Raw genomic sequence first — 20,876 nt, 5'->3', positions numbered from 1 at the left:
TGGTGAATATTACTGATCAATGAAACGTACACCGGTGCAATTGATCGTTGTGACATAGGTATGGTGATCGAGTGATAGCTTCTCATATACGGCATGCATTTGTGCCTGTACTTCTCTGGCAGTGGTTTCGTCTTTGCTCAGCATGAAAATGGAAGGGCCACTGCCTGAGATGCCGCCTCCCAGTGCGCCGGCTTCGCGACTTTTCTTTTTTATATTGTCAAAACCGGGGATCAGGATACTTCTGACCGGTTCGATCAAAACGTCTTCCAGCGAACGTCCAATGAGGTCATAATCTTTTTGCAACAAGCCTGCTACCAGCCCTGCGATATTACCCCACTGGCGTATAGCGTCTTTGAGTAATACCTGCTGTTTTAAGATACCTCGTGCATCTGCCGTTCTTACTTCTATCTGTGGGTGTACAATAGTCACATACAGTTCCGGTACGGTGAGTGGAACAATATCCAACGGAAAGATGGATCTGATCAGTGTTACGCCCCCATAGATACAGGGTGCAATATTATCGGCGTGTTTTACGCCCGATGCCAGTTTTTCTCCATTCATCGCAAAACGGACTAGGTCCTGTTTGCTGAAGCGATCGTTCAGTAACCGATTGGCGGCAACCACTGCTCCTGCAGAGCTTGCCGCGCTGGAACCCACACCGCTTCCGGGTTTGATATGTTTACAGATAGCCAGCTCAAAGCCTATCGGTTCCGGTATCTCTTCCAGCATAGCCAGTAACGCGGCACCTGCCACATTCAATTCGGGTTGGGTGGGCAGGTTATACGCATCCAGGTTGACGATGGTCACTCCGGGTTTATCGGAAAAGCGGATATGCATTTCATCATACGGTTCATTCACCGCAAAACCGAGTACATCAAAACCGCAGACCATATTGGCAACCGTTGCCGGTGCGTGTACCGTTATGATCCCGCCTCCTTCGCTACCAAAAGGGGAATAAAAGAAAGTATTGTTGCAAAACATTCTCATATGAATCTTTTTTGTTTCACCGGTCAACTCCAAAAGCTAATCTGTGAAACAGGTTCCTCATCTCGCTACCCGGATGATATCTGCAAACACACCACTCGCCGTTACATCGGCGCCGGCGCCGGCACCCTTAATGACCAATGGCTGTTCGGGATACCGCTCTGTGTAGAACAAGACCAGGTTGTCTTTACCGTACAGGTGATAGAAATCAGAATCCGCAGGTATGTGCTGCAATCCTACCGATGCTTTACCGTTCTCATATTGTGCCACGAATTTGAGCTTGCAATTCTTATCGGCGGCGGCCTGGTAAAGGGCCTGGAAATGCGCTTCCTGTTTTTCCATTTCTGCATAGAAATCTTCCACACTTCCTTCAAAGCAGGAAGCCGGTAAGAAATATTCGTTGCTGATATCTTCCATTTCCAGTTGCTGACCGGCTTCCCTGGCCAGGATCATGATCTTACGCATCACATCGGTACCACCCAGGTCAAGCCTCGGATCCGGCTCTGTATACCCTTCTTCCTGTGCCTGGCGTACCACCTGCGCAAACGGGCGGGTGGCATCGTAGTGGTTGAATACAAAGTTGAGCGTGCCGGACAGCACCGCCTGTATCCGGTTCACCTGGTCGCCGCTGCGTAAGAGATCGTTCAAAGTTCCGATCACCGGCAGACCAGCGCCCACATTCGTTTCGAACAGGAAAGAAGTATTGTACTCGCGTGACAGTGATTTCAATTTCTTATACGATGCATAGGAAGAAGAAGCGGCTATTTTATTACAAGCCACCACAGAAACACTTTTCTCCAGCAATGAGCCATACACAGATGCCACTTCCGCATTGGCGGTAACATCCACGAATACACTGTTGCGTAAATTCTTTTGGATGATCTGTTGCACAAAGTCATGGATATTGCCCTGTTGCGCCTGCTGCAGGTCCTGTTTCCAGTCAGCCAGATTCACCCCTTCTTCGTTGATCAGGATACGCTTACTGTTGGCCAGTCCCGTGATCTGGATCTGGAGACGAAGATGATCCTGCAGGTATTTGAATTGTTTCTGAATCTGCCCGATGAGTTTACCTCCCACATTACCAGTTCCGGCTATGAATACGTTCAATTGTTTATAAGTGGTTTCGAAAAACTCTTCGTGTAATACATTGATCGCTTTTTTAACATCAGCGGAAGATAATACCGCCGATATGTTCTTTTCGGATGAACCCTGTGCAATAGCCCTTACATTAATGCCGTTCCTGCCCAGCACACCGAACATTTTACCGCTGATACCCGGATGACTCTTCATCTGTTCACCTACCAGTGCCACAATAGATTGGCCTGTTTCCACTTTCAGCGGATCTACTTTTCCGGAACGGATCTCATGGTCAAAAGCATGATCGATAGAACGTTTTGCCTTATCGGTATCAATTTCATTAATAGCTACACAGATCGAATGCTCTGAAGAGCTTTGGGTGATCAGGATCACATTCACTTTTTCCTGTGCCAATGCTTCGAACAAACGTTTGGAGAAACCGGGAATACCTACCATGCCGCTTCCTTCCAGACTTAACAGGCTGATGCGGTTAATGCTGGAAATACCACGGATAAAACTATCCGGCGTAACAGCCGATTCATGTTCCACCAATGTTCCAAAGTCGTCCGGCGCAAATGTGTTCTTCACCCAAACGGAGATCTGTTTTTTCATCACTGGCTGTATGGTAGGCGGGTAAATGATCTTGGCACCAAAATGCGACAATTCCATGGCTTCCTGGTAAGAGATGCGTTGTATGGGTCTGGCATTCTGCACCAGCCTGGGATCGGCGGTCATCATACCGCTCACATCTGTCCAGATCTCCAATGCGCTGGCCTGCACCGCAGCTGCATAGATAGCACCGGTATAATCGGAGCCGCCACGACCCAGCGTAGTGGTATTGCCATGTGCGTCACTGGAAATGAAACCCGGAGCAACATATAGTTGGTGTGGATTAGCCTTGAGATAATCCTGGATATTTTTCTCTGTCTGTGTAAAATCCACCACCGCATTGCCGTGGCTGGAATTGGTGACGATCAGTTTACGTGAATCGAGCCAATGCTGGTTCACTCCGAGCGACTGGAACTTTGCCGAGATCATCATGGAAGACAAGAGTTCTCCATAACTCACGATACGGTCTTTGGTGCGGGCAGACAACTCACCGAGCAGGAATACACCATCACAGATCCCTTCCAGTTCATTAAACTGTTGCTTTACCAGGCTCAGTGTGGCACTCTGCTGCTGTATAGGCAGAAGCTCACGTACGGTATCGAGGTGGCGGCTTTCCATCTCTTTCAACAACTGTTTATAGGCTTCATCTGCGTGCGAAGCCAGTTCACCGGCATGTAGCAGGTTATCCGTGATACCACCCAATGCAGACACTACGAGAATCGTGGTTTCTTTCTGCACAGAAGACTGTACAATACTAACTACCCGGTTGATGTTTACTGAATTGGCTACGGAACTACCGCCGAATTTTAATACCTGCATATCTGGATACTTGTTGCTTGAATAAATGTTTTGAAAATAGGATACTGGTTTCCCTGAGGGAGAACAGCTGTAACAGCCCGAAGATGATATGATATTGTATAACCCCTTACAGGGTTGTAATGGTAATAATAGCAGTTGCGAACAGCGGGGCTGTTGCTATGGTGGATGTGATATGTAACTGCTGTAATGGCATCTTTTGCTAAGCGTGATCTAAGATAATTAAAAAATGTTTTCATCATACGAGATAACCGAACAAATTATCGTTCTGCTTCAACTCTGTATAGTTGATATGATAACGGTTCAGGTTTTCCAACAGTGTTTCATAATCATGTTTCGACTTCAGCTCTATACCTACCAAAGCAGGCCCGGTTTCTTTATTATGCTTCTGCATATATTCAAAACGGGTAATATCATCACCAGGGCCGAGTACATGGTTTACAAACTCTTTTAAAGCACCCGGCCGCTGGGCAAAGCGGATCAGGAAATAATGCTTCAGTCCTTCGTACTGCAGTGAACGTTCCTTGATCTCCTGCATACGGTCAATATCATTGTTACTGCCGCTCACTACACAAACGATGGTCTTCCCTTTGATCGCATCAGCATAATCGTCCAATGCGGCTATAGATAATGCCCCGGCTGGTTCTACTACGATCGCGTCTTCATTGTATAACTGCAGGATCGTAGTGCAGACTTTGCCTTCTGGTACCAGGTGCATATCGTCCAGCACATCTTTACAGATATTATATGTTACATCACCGACCCTTTTCACTGCCGCACCGTCAACAAAACGTTCAATGTTCTCAATTGTAACAGGATGTCCGGCTTTTAAGGCTTCAGACATAGATGGCGCACCTTCTGGTTCCAGACCGATGATTTTTGTTCTGGGAGAAAATGTTTTAAAATAAGCGCCAATACCCGCAGCCAATCCACCGCCGCCAACCGGAACAAAGACATAATCAATATCCGACCTGTCTTCCATGATCTCCATCGCCACTGTGGCCTGTCCTTCAATGATACGCAGGTCATCAAATGGCGGGATAAAAGTCATGCCATGTTCCTGCGTATATTCTTTGGCAGCAAAAGCACAATCATCGAAAGTGTCACCCGTAAGCACCACTTCTATAAAACCTTCCCCGAACATTTTGGTCTGATTCACTTTCTGGTTAGGTGTGATGATGGGCATGAATATCACCCCTTTCACATTCAGTTTTTTGCAGCTATAGGCAAAACCCTGTGCATGATTTCCTGCACTGGCACAGACCACCCCTTTCTGCAACTGCTCCTGCGGAAGGCTGCTCATCATATTATATGCGCCGCGCAGTTTATACGACCGCACCACCTGCAGGTCTTCCCTTTTCAGGAATACATCACACTGGTACTTTCGAGATAAATTGTGGTTATACGTAAGCGGGGTACGGTTGACTATCTTCTGCAAACGCTTTTTGGCGCTTTCAAAATCCAGTGTGGGGGTTGCGGTACTTGATCGGGTATCCATATTGGTCATTTTTCTCATCCCCGGCACTTTCTCTTATCATGGGAAAGCACCAGGGACGAGTCAGGTTATTTTGCCGGCTGGTTCTCTGGACGTAAACTTCTTACGGTCCTTCCTGCCTGCCATATTTCACTATCATGCAGTTCTTTCAATTCGGCATCCAGTTTTTCGCGGTAGTCGGGTTTGCTGTTACTTTCGATCGACTTGGCCGCTTCTTTGCCGGTAGCCACGCTCTCATACAATTCTGTAAATACAGGTAATGTGGCATCGCGGAACTTCTTCCACCAATCCAGGGCTCCACGTTGTGCGGTAGTGGAACAGTTGGCATACATCCAGTCCATACCGTTCTCAGCTACCAGCGGCATGAGGGATTGCGTCAACTCTTCTACGGTTTCATTGAAAGCCTCGGAAGGAGAATGTCCTTTAGAACGCAACACCTGGTACTGTGCTGCAAAAATTCCCTGAATGGCACCCATCAGTGTACCACGTTCTCCGGTAAGGTCACTGTATACTTCTTTCTTAAAATTGGTCTCGAACAGGTACCCGGAACCAATAGCGATACCCAGTGCCACCACCCTTTCAAAAGCACGACCGGTAGCATCCTGGAAAATGGCATAACTGCTGTTCAGTCCACGACCCTGTAAAAACATCCTGCGCAGTGAAGTACCTGAACCTTTGGGAGCCACCAGGAATACATCCACATCAGCCGGAGGTATGATACCTGTCTGGTCATTATACGTAATACCAAAACCATGAGAGAAATACAAGGCTTTTCCCGGGGTCAGGTGTTTTTTTACGGTTGGCCACATGGCTATCTGTGCTGCATCGCTCAACAGGTAACAGATAATGGTTCCTTTCTGAAGGGCTTCTTCAATTTCGAATAAGGTTTGTCCGGGTACAAATCCATCCTGTACTGCTTTGTCCCAGCTTTTAGAATTTTTGCGCTGACCCACGATCACATTAATACCGTTTTCTTTCTGGTTCAAAGCCTGTCCGGGACCCTGTACGCCATAACCGATCACGGCCACCACTTCATCCTTCAATACCTGCTGTGCTTTCGCCAACGGAAACTCTTCGCGTGTCACTACATTTTCTTCTACCCCACCAAAATTTAATTTTGCCATTTTGTAAAATTTAACTGTTAATTGGTTTAGTTGTTATTGGTTGATTTGTTTTTATGTTGATTTGCATTTCCTGATCGACACCTTTTTGTGAATAGGCAATTGTCAAAGGTGAGTTCTTACCAAGTCAAGCCCTATTGACCATTCACTATTGACCATTCACCATTGCCATTCACCCTCCTCACATCGAAAACACTTCATCCTGTTTATCCAGATATTCATTCTCTACCAGTTCTTCTCCCGGCTCTGCCTGTTCAAACTCTTTCAGTTTTTCATGGAAGCCTTTGCTCTGTTTGATGATGGCCACCCTGGCGCTGCGTACGAATTCGATCAGTCCATAAGGCGCCAGCACTTCTACCAGCTTGTCTGTTTCTTCCCGATGGCCACTGGTTTCGAAGATGGTATAGTCCTTACGGATCACTACCGCCCTTGCACCATATTCGCGCAGCAGTCTTTCCACTTTTACTTTTTCAGCGATCTCATCCGTAGGTACTTTATACAAGGCCAGTTCCTGCCAAACGATCTCTTCGTTGTTATTATAGTAAGCTTTCAGCACTTCCACCTGCTTTTCTATCTGGCGGGCCAGTTTGCGCACCACTTCTTCCGTTTCATGGATCACGATGGTAAAACGGTGTATTCCTTCCGCTTCGGAAGGAGATGTGTTCAGGCTCTCAATATTGATCTTCCTGCGCGAGAACATGGTTGCAATACGAACCAGCAACCCAATATGGTTCTCGGTATATACGGTTATGGTAAATTCCTGTTTTGTCATATTCACCCCCCTGCGCCCCCTGTTCGGGGATTTGGTTATATAATGCAATTCATATTGGTAGTACAGGCACTGCACTACTGCGGCTGGTTTATTTCAGCCTTACTTCGCTTACGCTGCAACCCTGCGGCACCATCGGGAACACATTGTTCTCCTTGCCCACCATCACTTCCAGCAGGTAAGAACCTTTGTGATCGAGCATTGCCTGTAAAGCTGCTTTCAGACCGGAACGGTCGGTGATCTTGTTACCGGCAATACCGTACCCCCTGGCTACCATCACAAAATCCGGACTGGCAATGTCTACAAAAGAATAACGCCTGTCGTTAAACAATTGCTGCCACTGGCGTACCATTCCGAGGAATTCATTATTCAGGATCAGTATCTTGACATCCACCCCTGTTTGCATGATGGTTCCCAGTTCCTGTATGGTCATTTGCATACCGCCGTCTCCGATGATGGCGATCACTGTTCTGTCCGGAGCGCCAAACTTGGCTCCGATGGCTGCGGGTAAACCAAAACCCATGGTACCCAATCCGCCGGAAGTGATATTGCTCTTGCTCTGGTTGAATTTGGCATAACGGCAGGCCACCATCTGGTGCTGGCCCACATCTGTAACAATAACGGCATCACCGCCGGTAAGCTCGTTCAGGTTCCTCATCACTTCACCCATCGTCATTTTTTCGGTAGAGGGATGCAGTTCTTCAAAAATGACTTCCTTGTTCTCCTCGGCGTCGCAGGCACGGAATTTCTCCACCCACTGCGGATACACTTTGGCTTCCACCAGTTTTGTCAGCATGGGCAGAGTTTCCTTACAATCACCCCAGACACCTACGGTTGCTTTCACATTCTTATCTATCTCCGAGGGATCTATATCCAGGTGAATCACTTTGGCCTGCTTGGCATATTTGTCCAGTCGTCCGGTAACACGGTCATCGAAGCGCATACCCACGGCTATCAGTACGTCGCACTCATTGGTCATCACATTCGGGCCATAATTTCCATGCATGCCCAACATGCCCACATTCAACGGATGATCGGTGGGTAAAGCGCTTAACCCTAAAATGGTCCAGGCGGCGGGGATGCCCGCTTTTTCAATAAAGGCCTTGAATTCTTTTTCTGCCTTACCCAATATCACACCCTGACCAAAAACCACAAATGGTTTTTCCGCTGCATTGATCAACCGGGCCGCTTCTTCAATATATTCTTTCCGGATAATGGGCTTTGGACGATAACTGCGCACATGGTTACAAGCTGTATACCCTTCGTAACGGAATTTCTGTATCTGTGCGTTCTTGGTGATATCTATCAATACAGGGCCCGGCCTGCCGCTGCGGGCAATGTAAAATGCCTTGGCCAGTACTGCAGGTATCTCTGTGGCATCTGTTACCTGGTAATTCCATTTGGTAACCGGAGTCGTAATATTCACCACATCGGTTTCCTGAAAAGCATCTGTTCCCAGCAGGTGTGCAAATACCTGTCCGGTGATGGCAACTACGGGTGTACTGTCGATCATCGCATCAGCCAAACCTGTAACTAAGTTGGTAGCACCAGGACCACTGGTAGCAAATACCACCCCCACATTCCCGGATGCACGTGCATAACCCTGTGCGGCATGTATACCACCCTGCTCATGACGTACCAGGATATGTTTCAGTTTATCGTTATAATCATACAAAGCATCATAGATGGGCATGATGGCACCACCAGGATAACCGAAAATGGTAGTTACCCCCTCTACAATGCAGGCTTCCAGTACCGCCTGGGAACCGGTCAGTTCATCACCTTTCGCGGAAGAGATTACCTGTGGTTGCGGGCTGGTCGTTGTTTTTATTTGCGCAGTTGTACTCATACAATCTGTTTTTTTCTTTTGGATTCAGTTGAAAATTCTGTTGTTAACTCTCATCGGTCACACAGCCTTCCGAAGCATCTTTTACCTGTTTGGCATACTTGTACAAGAGACCTTTGGTGGCTTTCAAGGCAGGCTGCTTCCAACTGACTCGGCGCCTGTTTATCTCTTCTTCGCTTACTTTCAGTGTCATTTTTTTAGTGGCTACATTCAGTTCAATGATATCATTGTCCTGCACCAATCCTATCAAACCGCCATTGTATGCTTCAGGTGTTACATGTCCTACCACGAAACCGTGTGTACCGCCGCTGAACCTTCCATCGGTGATCAATGCCACGCTCTTACCCAATCCCGCACCAATAATGGCTGATGTGGGTTTCAGCATCTCCGGCATACCCGGTGCACCTCTCGGACCCACATAACGGATCACCACCACATCACCATGTTTGATACGGCCGCTGTTGATGCCGTTGATGAGTTCATGCTCACCATCGAACACACGTGCGGGGCCTTCAAACAATTCACCTTCCTTTCCACTGATCTTAGCCACACTGCCACCCTCGGCGAGGTTGCCGTAAAGGATTTGTAAATGACCGGTCGCTTTCACAGGTGTTTCTACAGGCAGGATGATCTGTTGCTGTGCGAAATCCAGATCTGGTGCATCAGCTACATTCTCAGCGATCGTTTTACCGGTTACGGTCAGGCAATCGCCATGGAGCATCCCTTTGTTCAACAGGTATTTCATCACCGCAGGTACACCACCATATTGATGCAGGTCCTGCATCAGATATTTACCACTGGGTTTAAAATCTGCCAGAACAGGAACCCTATCGCTGATGCGCTGAAAATCATCCTGGGTCAGTTCCACATCAACACTCTTGGCCATGGCGATCAGGTGCAGCACCGCATTGGTACTGCCCCCCAGCACCATTATCAGGGTGATCGCATTCTCGAACGCTTTACGCGTCATGATATCCCTGGGTTTGATATCTTTTTCCATTAACAGCCTGATAGCTTTACCCGCTTCCTGGCATTCCTGTTGTTTCTCCTCACTCAACGCGGGGTTAGATGAGGAATAAGGCAGACTCATACCCAATGCTTCTATGGCCGATGCCATGGTATTGGCAGTGTACATACCACCGCAGGCACCTGCGCCCGGACAAGCATGTTTTACTATTCCCTTGAAGTCAGCTTCGTCAAGATTACCGGCGAGTTTTTGTCCCAGCGCTTCAAAAGCCGATACGATGTTCAGGTCCTGCCCTTTGTAATGGCCCGGCGCAATGGTGCCGCCATACACCATGATGGCTGGCCGGTTCAAACGGCCCATCGCAATAATGGAGCCCGGCATATTTTTATCACAACCCGGTAATGCGATCACAGCATCGTAATACTGTGCGCCGCAAACAGCTTCAATCGAATCTGCAATAATATCCCTGCTCACCAGGGAGTAACGCATGCCATCGGTACCATTGCTCATCCCATCACTCACGCCAATGGTGTTAAAGATCAATCCTACCAGATCGTTCTCCCATACACCTTTTTTCACCAGCTGTGCCAGGTCATTCAGGTGCATGTTACAGGTATTGCCGTCGTACCCCATGCTCACCACACCTACCTGTGCTTTTTTCAGGTCTTCATCCGTCAGACCAATTCCGTAATACATGGCCTGTGCGGCAGGCTGTGTTACATCCTGTGTTAATGTTTTACTGTACTGATTGATTTCTTTTGCCATTTTTTCAACGATATATCTTTATTCAACTTTACTTGTGTCACTCACTTGTACTTTCGGTAATGCTATTCAACACCGGTGATCTCGTTCACCACTACATTTTTCCGTTCCACTACCAGGTCCTTATAAGCCTGTTGTATGGTGCGGCTCACGGTCTTTTCCCAGGGCAATGCAAAGGTTTTGTCATCCAGCGATTCCATACCGATCACTTCCGCTGCTGTTCCGCAGAAGAAAGCGGCATCGGCGCCATACATGGCTTCTTTGGTGAACAGTTTCTCTTCCACCGGTATGTTCAGTTCGGCACATAATTCCAGCACAGTGGCTCTGGTGATACCCGGAAGAATATTGCCTAATGCCGTAGTGTACAGGCGACCGTCTTTTTCGTAAAACACATTTGCTCCTGGACCTTCCGCCACATTGCCGTTCATATCACTCAGCAGGGCTTCATCAAAACCATTGGCCTTGGCTTCCTGGCTGGCCAGGATGGAGTTCACATAATGCCCGGCCGCTTTAGCGTGTATCTTGAATCCTTTCGGATTGGGGCGCTGAAAGGAAGAACTCATTACGCGCAGCAGCTTATCGCCCAGGAAGGGCGCCATCTCCCATACTTCTATCACAATGAATGATTCCGTGTTCCGGTTAAAACTCATATTGGCCGGGGCATATACCACCGGGCGGATATAAGCGTCCTGCAGTTTGTTCTGCGATAGCAGTTCATAGGTAGCTTCTATCAGTTCAGCGGCCGACCAATGGTACGGCATATTCAATGACTCCGCAGAAACCTTCAAACGCTCATAATGTTCGTCTGCCTTGAATATGCGGGTCTCGCCGGTGAGGGTCCTGTAAGAACGGATACCTTCAAACACAGAATAGCCATAATGGAACGACTGGCTATAAAAATCCATTTTGGCCTCCGACGCATTTACAAAAGCCCCGTTGAGGTAAAGTACCGTATGCTCGTTATAATAGTTTGCCATATATTTTTTGTTCTTTGTTACAGTGCTGAAAAAGAAAGCCCCGCCTTTTGGGAGGCGGGGCTTATATGCTTAGTATCTTTTACCTAATATAAACTCATCCTCCATGCAGGGCAGGAATAATAATGACGATCACAATCGCAATGACTGTAATGACCGTGTTCACATTATGTATTCTGCTTCTTAACATGGATGAGCTGTTAGCACAAAAGTACTCCCACCACTGCAAAAAACAAAGAACTATTTTATGTATTCCAAAAACACACGCATATTATTTACGAACGTGTGTAAGTTATCAGATAATCGTTGACTGGTTCAAACTCGCGTTACTACTGCGTCTGCCGCCATCCCTATGCCGTTCGATATGATCTGCGATCAGGTCACCGATCGCTGTGGTTGCATAGTTGTTGATCGGATCCACATCTTTTGAAACAAAGCCATGCGATAGTGTCCAGCTCACCGCTTCCCTTACCGCATGTGCCTCATTGGTCAGACCAAAATGATCCAGCATCATGGCTGCAGAAAGGATGGAACCCAGCGGGTTAGCGATATCTTTTCCGGCCGCCTGCGGATAGGAGCCGTGAATGGGCTCGAACAATGCGGTCTTATTACCCACAGACGCAGAAGGCAGCAGGCCCAGCGAACCGCTGAGTACACTGGCTTCATCGCTGATGATATCACCGAACATATTCTCTGTGAGCACCACATCGAACTGGGCCGGATTCAGGATGATCTGCATGGCTGCGTTATCAACGAACATATAATCCACGGTCACATCCGCATACTGCGCTGCTATCTCCTGGATCACTTTGCGCCAGAGGCGGGAGGTTTCCAGTACATTGGCCTTATCTACCAACGTCAGCTTCTTTTTTCTTTTCTGCGCATACTGAAAAGCCAGGTGCGCCACCCTTTCTATCTCGGGTTTGGTATACACACAATCATCGGAAGCCCTTGTCTGGTCTTCGCTCAGCTCCTTCTTGCCAAAATAGATACCACCCGTCAACTCGCGGAAGATCACAAAATCGATCCCTTTCAACTGTTTTGCTTTCAGGGGAGATAAGTGATGCAGCGCATGATAGGTAGTAATAGGACGGATATTGGCGAACAATTGCAGTTCCTTGCGAAGCTTCAGCAAACCCTGTTCGGGCCTTACTTTGGCAGTGGGATCGTTATCATATTTGGGATGGCCGATAGCTCCGAATAAAATCGCATCGCTATCCAGACAGGTAGCAATGGTTTCGTCGGGCAAAGGATTACCCGTTTTATCAATCGCATCCGCTCCCATGATACCATAGTTGTAATGGAACACATGTTCGAAACGGTGCGCTATGGCATTCAACACCTTGATGGATTGCTGGGTCACTTCCGGACCTATGCCATCTCCGAATATTACTGCGATCTTCTTTTCCATATCAGATAGTATTTCTTAGTTTTTTTATGCTGCGATTCTTCCTTGCTTCAGCTCCAATGTGCGGTTGACACAGGATGGAATCTCTTCTTTATAATGACTCACATAGATCAGCGTTTTCTGCATCTCTACACAGATCGTATCCACCAAGGCAATAAAACGGGCAGACAAGTCACTGTCCAGTCCCTGGCAGGGCTCATCCAGTATCAGCAATGGCGGGTTCTTTACCAATGCCCTCGCCAGTAAAATCAGTCGCTGCTGCCCATTGGATAACTGTCTGAAAGATTTTTGTGCAAGGGCTGTGATATCGAGCAATGCCAGCCACTGGTAGACAATAGCGCGCTGTTGCTGTGATAATTGCCTGAACAAACCGATGGTATCAAACAAACCGGAAGCCACTACCTCGAATGCGGTGGCAGTGTCATCAAAATAATGGTGCAGTTCGGGTGATACATAACCGATCTTCTGTTTGATGTCCCAGATACTTTCCCCACTACCTTTTCTTTTATCGAACAGATAAATTTCATTGGCAAAAGCCTGCGGATTATCACCATTGACAAGGCTCAGCAAAGTAGATTTACCCGAACCATTGTGGCCGGATACACTCCAGCACTCACCCTTCCTCACTTCCCAGTTAATGGTATCCAGTATGGTACGGTCATGATACACCACCGAAGTATTCACCATGCGTATCGCTATAGAAAAATCAGGGTAAGTATAGACCGGCGGTATGGTTTTACAGGAAACAAGGAATGCATCATTGAGCAACAAAGGTTGTTTTGCCTCAGAACGGATAAGGACGTGATCCTGACGGGAAGATATGGTTCCCAGTTTACCATCCGACAATTCTGCCACATGCGTTACGGAAGCGGGAATATCCGTAGGGCCAGTTACCAGCAGGTACTGGATACCACGCTCAGAGAGATTATCCAGGATGGTATTCAGCATCTGCCTTGCCGTTATATCCAATCCGGTATACGGATTATCGAGCAACAGCCATTCGGCATTCTGCAACACGGCTTTGGCCAGCTGACATCTTTTGTGTTCACCATTTGATAACTGGATCAGGCGGGTATTACTGATATGGCTGATTCCGAGCTGAGCCAGCGTTTCAGCAACAGATACTTTATCTGCACCTGTTTCTTCCAAAGCTTCCGAAACAGTCTGTGCGTCTTCGGAATCGTTTGAATTGAATCGTTGCTGGTAATAAAAAGAATTCAGGTGGGACCGGTTTTTAAACTGGTGTTGTTGTGCAATGACGGCTATCCGCGTAGCAGTTCCGTTCTGAAAACAGATGGTTCCACTGCCGAAACATTGACCGGACAATGCCTTGATTAAAGTCGTCTTGCCAGATCCGGAAGCACCGATCACTGCCAGTTTTTCTCCGGGCTGTATGGTAAATGACAAGTCCTGCAACACAGGGCGGCCCGACAGTTGTACTGTAAGTCCGTTTACCTGTAAAAGAGGAGAAGCTGTCATAATAAAAAATTAGGATTGTAACTGTGCCTCAAAAGCTTCTATCTGCGCTTTATTACTGATGAGATAATCAATATCATCGTACCCGTTCAAAAGACATGTTTTCTTATACCTGTTGATATCAAACACTTCCTGCACACCGGTTGCATCAATCGTAATGGTCTGTGCGTCCACATCAATGGTCAAGGTTGCTTCATTTCCCAGTGCAAACAATTCTGCAAGGAAAGCATCGCTCACTTTTACCGGCAACACACCGTTGTTCAGGGCGTTGTTACGGAAGATATCTGCAAAAAAACTGGACACCACCGCCTTAAAACCATAATCCTGCAGGGCCCAGGCAGCATGTTCGCGGGATGAGCCACAGCCAAAATTCTTGCCTGCCACCAGTATCTCTCCGCTGTATTGCCGTTGGTTCAACACGAAATCCGGTTTGGGCTTGCTTTCATCATTATCAACATAACGCCAGTCGCGGAACAGGTTCTTACCAAAACCTTCACGGGTAGTGGCTTTTAAGAACCTTGCCGGAATGATCTGGTCCGTATCCACATTCTCTATCGGTAGCGGAACAAAACGGCTGTGTATTGATTTCAGTGGTTTCATATATATAACCCCTTCGGGGAAAATTTTACTTTGATGAGATAGTATCCTTCCATCTTACTTCAGAAAACAGCGGGCAACTCCCTTACATCCGTTACCACTCCGGTAATGGCTGCAGCAGCGGCTGTTAAGGGACTAGCCAGCAGTGTTCTGGCGCCGGCGCCCTGGCGGCCTTCAAAATTCCGGTTACTGGTACTGATACAGTATTCACCTGCCGGGATCTTGTCTTCATTCATCCCCAGACAGGCACTGCAACCTGCCTGACGTATTTCAAATCCCGCTTCGCGGAATACTTTATCCAATCCTTCGGCCTGTACTTGTCTTGCCACCTGTTGTGAACCTGGAACAATCATCACCTGCACATTAGGGTTTTTCTTTCTTCCCTTCACCAGTGATGCTACCTGGCGCAGATCCTCGATACGCGAATTGGTACAGCTGCCGATGAACACATGCTGCACCGGCATACCCAATAAGGCTTTGCCTGATTCGAGTCCCATATAGGTCAGTGCCTTGATAATATTATTTCGTTCACCTTCGTCAGTGATATGATCCGTTACCGGGATCTTTCCATTGATGGCAATACCCAGACCGGGATTGGTTCCATAAGTGATCATGGGTTGAATATCGGCCGCATTGATCTGTATCTCTTTATCGAATACCGCATCTGCATCACTATACAGTTCTTTCCATTCGGCCAGTTTTTTATCCCACTGGGCAAGTCCTGGTGCAAACTGACGCCCTTTGATATAATCGAAAGTGGTTTGGTCCGGAGCGATCATACCGCCACGGGCGCCCATTTCGATACTCATATTACAGATCGTCATCCTTGCTTCCATCGATAAGGCGCGGATGGCAGAACCGGCATACTCTACAAAATAACCGGTAGCGCCACTGGCCGTTATCTGTGCAATGATGTACAGGATAATGTCTTTCGATACCACACCCGGCTGCAATTCACCGTCAATGATGATGCGCATTAGTTTGGGTTTGGTTTGCAGCAGGCACTGCGATGCAAATACCATTTCTACTTCACTGGTACCAATACCAAAAGCGATGGAGCCGAAAGCGCCATGCGTGGATGTGTGGCTGTCGCCGCAAACGATCGTCATACCTGGTTGCGTAATGCCCAGCTCAGGTCCGATCACATGTACAATCCCCTGGAAAGGGTGCCCCAGGCCATACAATTCAATATGATGTTTCTTACAATTTTCAATGAGTTGCTGAACCTGCAAACGGGAGAGTTCATCTTTGATAGGTAAATGCTGGTTCAGCGTAGGCACATTATGATCGGCTGTGGCTACCACCTGCTGCGGACGAAATACGGTAAGGCCTCTTTTCTCAATACCGGCAAAAGCCTGCGGACTGGTCACCTCATGTATAAAGTGTTTGTCGATATACAGTACCGAAGGACCCTCTTCAACCTGTTGTACTACGTGTTTGTCCCAGATCTTATCAAATAATGTCTTTGCCATACGAAATTTAAATTAAGCGTGGTGTAGAAACACCACGCTACTCAAACTAAAACTATACTGATGAGAAAATCCTAAGCGATGGCTGGCTCTGCCTGATAAGCTTTTGCCAGCTGGTGCAGGTCCTCTTCCTCAACTTCCTTTTTTCTGTCTGCTACCTGCAAAAATGATTCATAGAGAACATCTATATCGTTACGTGTAAATGCATAACCGATCTTCTGGAAACGGTGCGCCAGTGCACTACGGCCGCTCCTGGCAGTAAGTACGATCTTACTGCCTTCTGCCCCAACTTCTTCGGGGTTAATGATCTCGTAAGTAAGTGAATCCTTCAAAAAGCCATCCTGGTGTATTCCGGATGAATGTGAGAACGCATTGGCGCCCACAATGGCTTTGTTCAATTGCACAGGTACCCGCATGGTATCAGCCACTTCGCGACTGAGCGGGTTCAGCATTCTGGTATTGACATGGGTATATAAACCCAGGTATTTGTGTTGTTTCAGCACCATCACTACTTCTTCCAGTGAAGTATTCCCGGCCCTTTCGCCCAGGCCGTTGATGGTACATTCTATCTGCCTGGCTCCGGCAACTACGCCTGCAATGGAATTGGCAGTAGCCAGTCCGAGGTCGTTATGACAATGGCAGGACAGGATCGCCTTATCCACATTGGGCACATGGTTCATCAGGTACGCGATCTTTTCGCCATACTGTTGTGGTAAACAGTAACCGGTTGTATCCGGTATGTTCACAACAGTGGCGCCGGCTTTGATCACCGCTTCCACCACCCGTGCCAGGTATTCGTTATCGGTCCGGCCGGCATCTTCGGCGTAGAACTCCACATCATCCACAAAATTCTTAGCCCATTTCACGGCCTGAACAGCACGTGCCAGGATCTCATCACGCGTAGCGTTGAATTTGGCCTTGATATGATAATCAGAAGTGCCGATTCCGGTATGAATCCGGGGACGTTTGGCGAATTTGAGCGCCTGGGCGGCCACTTCAATATCTTTCTGCACAGCACGGCTAAGACCACAGATAGTGGCATTTTTCACCGCTTTGGAGATCTCGGTTACCGATTCAAAGTCGCCGGGACTGGAAATAGGGAAACCAGCTTCGATAATATCCACTCCCAGGGCCTCCAGGTGCAGGGCAAGGGTCAGTTTCTCTTTGGTATTGAGCTTACAGCCAGGAACCTGTTCCCCATCGCGGAGTGTGGTGTCGAATATGAAGACCTGTTGATCCATTAATATTTTTTAGTCTAATTTTCAGATGAAAAGGCAGGCTATTTACATTTGTTATCGATTGCCGTTAATAACAAACCTAATAGCCTGCCATTATCGAATATAGTTCGGATAATACAGGAAAAAAGACCAAAATCGGGGGCTTTTTACACTCTATAAAGCCCCCAAAAAAAGACCAAACCCTTACTGGTATTGGATCTTAGTTAAAAAAAAATACGATGCCTAACCGTTCTACCGATACTTTATTTCAACTGATCCAATCGCTGGAAAGATCGGAGAAGCGGAATTTTAAGCTCTATATGACCCGGAATTCGGGATCGGGCGACCTGAAAGTGATCCAGTTATTCGATGCCCTGGACAAAATGAAGGAGTATGATGAAGAACAGTTGTTAGTTAAAAACCCCTCGATTCAGAAACAACAGCTTTCGAACCTGAAAGCCCACCTGTACCGCGAGATCCTGGTAAGCCTTCGTCTGCTGAACCAGGAAGAGAATATCGACCTGGAACTGCATGAACAGCTCGATTTTGCCCGGCTTTTATATAATAAGGGACTTTATCTGCAGAGCCTGAAGATCCTTGACAGGATCAAAGAGCTGGCACGCAGCAATCACCAGGTCACCTACCAGTTACAGGCACTGTTTCTGGAGAAAAAGATCGAATCGCTACATATTACGCGCAGTATGCAGGACAGGGCCGACAGACTCAGTGCCGAAGTGAATGAAGTGAACCAGCGACTGGAGCTGATCAGTACACTCTCTAATCTGTCATTGCAGTTGTATAGCTGGTATATCAAACACGGCATTGCCCGTAACGAAGAAGATACGGCCGCGGTAGATGCTTTCCTGAACCATCCGGCTATTGATCGCGCGAAAGATGTAAAGGAGTTTTATGAACGATTGTACCTGTACCAGTGTTACTGCTGGCATGCATTTATAACCCAGAATTTTCTGGGCTATTATCGTTATTGCCAAAAATGGGTAGACCTGTTCGAGTCTACACCCAGGATGATCGAAATAGAGACCGCACATTATATCAAGGGTATGCATAACCTGATGGGTGCCCATTTTGACCTGCGTAATTTTCAGAAATTCAATGAGACCATCCTGTTGTTTGAAAAGTTCATGCAGACACCGGTGATACAGCAGAACCGGAACAACCTGATACAGACTTTTATTTACCTGAACATATCCAAGCTGAACAAACATTTTATGGAAGGGACCTTCAGTGAAGGACTGGAACTGGTCCCTTTTATAGAGGAAAAGCTTGAAGAATTTGAGCTGTACCTCGACCGTCATCGGGTACTGGTGTTCTATTACAAGATCGCATCGCTGTATTTCGGCAGCGGCGATGCCGACAGGAGCATTGATTACCTGAATAAGATCATCAACTGGAAGGTAGACCTGCGTACAGATCTGCAATGTTATGCCAGGTTGCTGCACCTTATCGCACATTATGAATTAGGTAATTTCACCTTGCTTGAATACCTGCTTAAATCTGTATACCGGTTCATGTACAAGATGCAGAACCTGAGTACGGTGGAGGAAGAGATCTTCAGTTTCCTGCGCAAATCGTTCCGTTTATCGCCGCAGCAACTGCAACCTCAATTCGAGACCTTACTGGCTACATTGAAACCGCTGGAAAAAAGTCGCCTGGAAAGCCGGGCTTTCATGTACCTCGACATCATTTCCTGGCTGGAAAGTAAGATCAGCCGTGTACCAGTACAGAGTATTATCCGTAAAAAATACCTGGATGCACTGCATAGCAAACAGCCCTAATATGCATACATTTACTTACAAAAATATCTCTGCATTCAAAGGGAACGTGATGTACAGGGCACATCCTTTACCAGGCTCTGTTTCTATATCAACGATACCATTGTACACTTCCGCACGACTAATGATGTTGTAAAGACCGATGCCTTTCCGATGCTGGCTACTGTTAAAACCTACACCATTATCAGCAATCTTCAGGTAAATCATATGGTTGTTGCGCATCAGTTCAATATTGACCTGTGTTGCCTGCGCATGTTTGATGATATTATTCATCTGTTCCTGTACCATCCGGAACACACTTAGTTTAAAATCATACTTGATATCTTCCTCAAAAAAAGTATCTGCTGTAAGATCGATCTGCAAAGTATTCACCGCACCAATATCATCCAGCAGGCCCTCTATGGCTTTACTCAGACCAAAATGTTTGATTAATGGTGTCACCAGCGTCTGGGAGAGTTTGCGGATCTCTTCAATGGCATGCAGGATAAATCCGGAAGATTGTTTCAGAAAACCTGATTCATCTTTACACTTCTGTTCGGCCGATGCTATGTACATCATGGCAACGGTCAGTTGCTGGTTCACGTTATCGTGCAACTCGGTGCTGATCTCGTATCGCTCCCGTTCCTGCACACGAATCATGGCTTCATTGATCTCTTTCTGTTTCAGCAGGCGTTCTTCTTCCAGCTTTTCCTCTAATCTCACTTTTTCGGTGATATTATTATGAATGGAAAGAATTGCCGGTCCGCCCTTGTATTCGATGCGATGAGAAGAGATATCAAGGATCATTTCTTCCCCGTTTTTTTTAATATGCTTCCATATACCGGAACTTTTCAGGGTTTCATCCTGCTGGAACTCCCTGGCAAAAGCACGGATACTTTGGTGAAACTCTGGTTTCCTGAGATCCAGTACCGACATGTTTAATAGCTCTTCATACGTATAACCGTATTCCTGCTGGGCAATATCATTTGCTTCCAGAATGGCGAGGGTCTCCATGTCCCAGATAAAAATAGGTAACGGATTATTGAAAAAGAGATTGCGGTAACTCTCGTTGCTTTCAATCAGACTCAGGCGGATCCTGTTACGTTCTATACTGTACTGGATGGATTTAGCCAGCAAACGTTCGTCATATTCTCCCTTCACCAGGTAATCCTGCGCGCCTTGGGCCATCGTTTCCAACGCCAGCTCCATATCGGCCAAACCGGTAAGCACAATAATGGGCACACTGTCTGCCACACTATTTACCTGGGCATAGGAATTGAATCCTGAGCTATCCGGCAAAGAGAGGTCGAGCAATACCACACTTACTTCCTGTTGCTTCAACACATCAATGGCCGAAGCCGCGCTGGTTGCTTTAATGACTTCTGTGAAAGGAAGGTTGGTTAAACGCAGGGTCTCTTCCAGCAGGAACATATCTCCCGGGTTATCTTCCACGATCAGCACTGAAAAAGCTGGATTTGTTTCGGTAATAGCCATTATTCTGAATTCTTCTTCCGGAA

At 47.1% G+C, this 20,876-nt stretch carries 15 protein-coding genes; 1 reads left to right on the top strand and 14 read right to left on the bottom strand.

Annotation, left to right across the window (positions count from 1 at the left end):
- Window positions 1-9: 9 nt before the first annotated feature.
- The 13 genes from ACH3Y6_RS04485 to ACH3Y6_RS04425 all read right to left on the bottom strand — a co-directional run bounded on the left by ACH3Y6_RS04485 (window position 10) and on the right by ACH3Y6_RS04425 (window position 17,611).
- Complete coding sequence (locus ACH3Y6_RS04485; protein ID WP_490834384.1) at window positions 10-987, bottom strand: homoserine kinase; 978 nt, start codon at window positions 985-987, stop codon at window positions 10-12.
- 57 nt (window positions 988-1,044) lie between these two features.
- Complete coding sequence (gene thrA / locus ACH3Y6_RS04480) at window positions 1,045-3,489, bottom strand: bifunctional aspartate kinase/homoserine dehydrogenase I (protein ID WP_490834383.1); 2,445 nt, start codon at window positions 3,487-3,489, stop codon at window positions 1,045-1,047.
- 235 nt (window positions 3,490-3,724) lie between these two features.
- A complete protein-coding gene (gene ilvA, locus ACH3Y6_RS04475) occupies window positions 3,725-5,002 on the bottom strand; it encodes a threonine ammonia-lyase (protein ID WP_490834382.1) in 1,278 nt (425 codons plus the stop codon).
- Window positions 5,003-5,049: 47 nt separating this feature from the next.
- A complete protein-coding gene (gene ilvC, locus ACH3Y6_RS04470; RefSeq protein WP_490834381.1) occupies window positions 5,050-6,105 on the bottom strand; it encodes a ketol-acid reductoisomerase in 1,056 nt (351 codons plus the stop codon).
- A gap of 178 nt (window positions 6,106-6,283) precedes the next feature.
- A complete protein-coding gene (ilvN, locus tag ACH3Y6_RS04465) occupies window positions 6,284-6,874 on the bottom strand; it encodes an acetolactate synthase small subunit (RefSeq protein ID WP_490834380.1) in 591 nt (196 codons plus the stop codon).
- An 88-nt stretch (window positions 6,875-6,962) separates the two neighbouring features.
- A complete protein-coding gene (gene ilvB / locus ACH3Y6_RS04460; protein WP_490834379.1) occupies window positions 6,963-8,720 on the bottom strand; it encodes a biosynthetic-type acetolactate synthase large subunit in 1,758 nt (585 codons plus the stop codon).
- A 43-nt stretch (window positions 8,721-8,763) separates the two neighbouring features.
- Window positions 8,764-10,449 (bottom strand): dihydroxy-acid dehydratase, encoded by a 1,686-nt coding sequence (gene ilvD, locus ACH3Y6_RS04455; protein ID WP_490834378.1) that lies wholly within the window; start codon window positions 10,447-10,449, stop codon window positions 8,764-8,766.
- A 62-nt stretch (window positions 10,450-10,511) separates the two neighbouring features.
- Window positions 10,512-11,423, bottom strand: coding sequence for a branched-chain-amino-acid transaminase (gene ilvE / locus ACH3Y6_RS04450; RefSeq protein WP_490834377.1), 912 nt, complete (start codon window positions 11,421-11,423; stop codon window positions 10,512-10,514).
- Window positions 11,424-11,715: 292 nt separating this feature from the next.
- Window positions 11,716-12,831 (bottom strand): 3-isopropylmalate dehydrogenase, encoded by a 1,116-nt coding sequence (gene leuB, locus ACH3Y6_RS04445; protein ID WP_490834376.1) that lies wholly within the window; start codon window positions 12,829-12,831, stop codon window positions 11,716-11,718.
- A 24-nt stretch (window positions 12,832-12,855) separates the two neighbouring features.
- Window positions 12,856-14,307: an ATP-binding cassette domain-containing protein gene (locus tag ACH3Y6_RS04440; protein WP_490834375.1), complete on the bottom strand. Its 1,452-nt coding sequence runs from the start codon at window positions 14,305-14,307 to the stop codon at window positions 12,856-12,858.
- Window positions 14,308-14,316: 9 nt separating this feature from the next.
- Window positions 14,317-14,904 (bottom strand): 3-isopropylmalate dehydratase small subunit, encoded by a 588-nt coding sequence (gene leuD / locus ACH3Y6_RS04435; protein WP_490834374.1) that lies wholly within the window; start codon window positions 14,902-14,904, stop codon window positions 14,317-14,319.
- Between the two features lie 59 nt (window positions 14,905-14,963).
- Window positions 14,964-16,373 (bottom strand): 3-isopropylmalate dehydratase large subunit, encoded by a 1,410-nt coding sequence (leuC, locus tag ACH3Y6_RS04430; protein ID WP_490834373.1) that lies wholly within the window; start codon window positions 16,371-16,373, stop codon window positions 14,964-14,966.
- Between the two features lie 71 nt (window positions 16,374-16,444).
- On the bottom strand, window positions 16,445-17,611 hold the full coding sequence (locus tag ACH3Y6_RS04425; RefSeq protein ID WP_490834372.1) for a 2-isopropylmalate synthase: 1,167 nt from the start codon (window positions 17,609-17,611) through the stop codon (window positions 16,445-16,447).
- A gap of 215 nt (window positions 17,612-17,826) precedes the next feature.
- On the opposite strand from ACH3Y6_RS04425, the gene ACH3Y6_RS04420 reads away from it, so the two are divergent.
- Window positions 17,827-19,383, top strand: a complete 1,557-nt coding sequence (locus tag ACH3Y6_RS04420) for a hypothetical protein (protein ID WP_490834371.1) — start codon at window positions 17,827-17,829, stop codon at window positions 19,381-19,383.
- Between the two features lie 15 nt (window positions 19,384-19,398).
- Here the strand turns inward: ACH3Y6_RS04420 and ACH3Y6_RS04415 are convergent, their stop codons facing one another.
- Window positions 19,399-20,853, bottom strand: a complete 1,455-nt coding sequence (locus ACH3Y6_RS04415) for a PAS domain-containing sensor histidine kinase (RefSeq protein ID WP_490834370.1) — start codon at window positions 20,851-20,853, stop codon at window positions 19,399-19,401.
- Window positions 20,854-20,876: the final 23 nt, after the last annotated feature.

This window comes from Sediminibacterium sp. FW305-C-269 (assembly GCF_058231045.1).
This window is presented reverse-complemented; position numbering and strand designations above follow the sequence as displayed.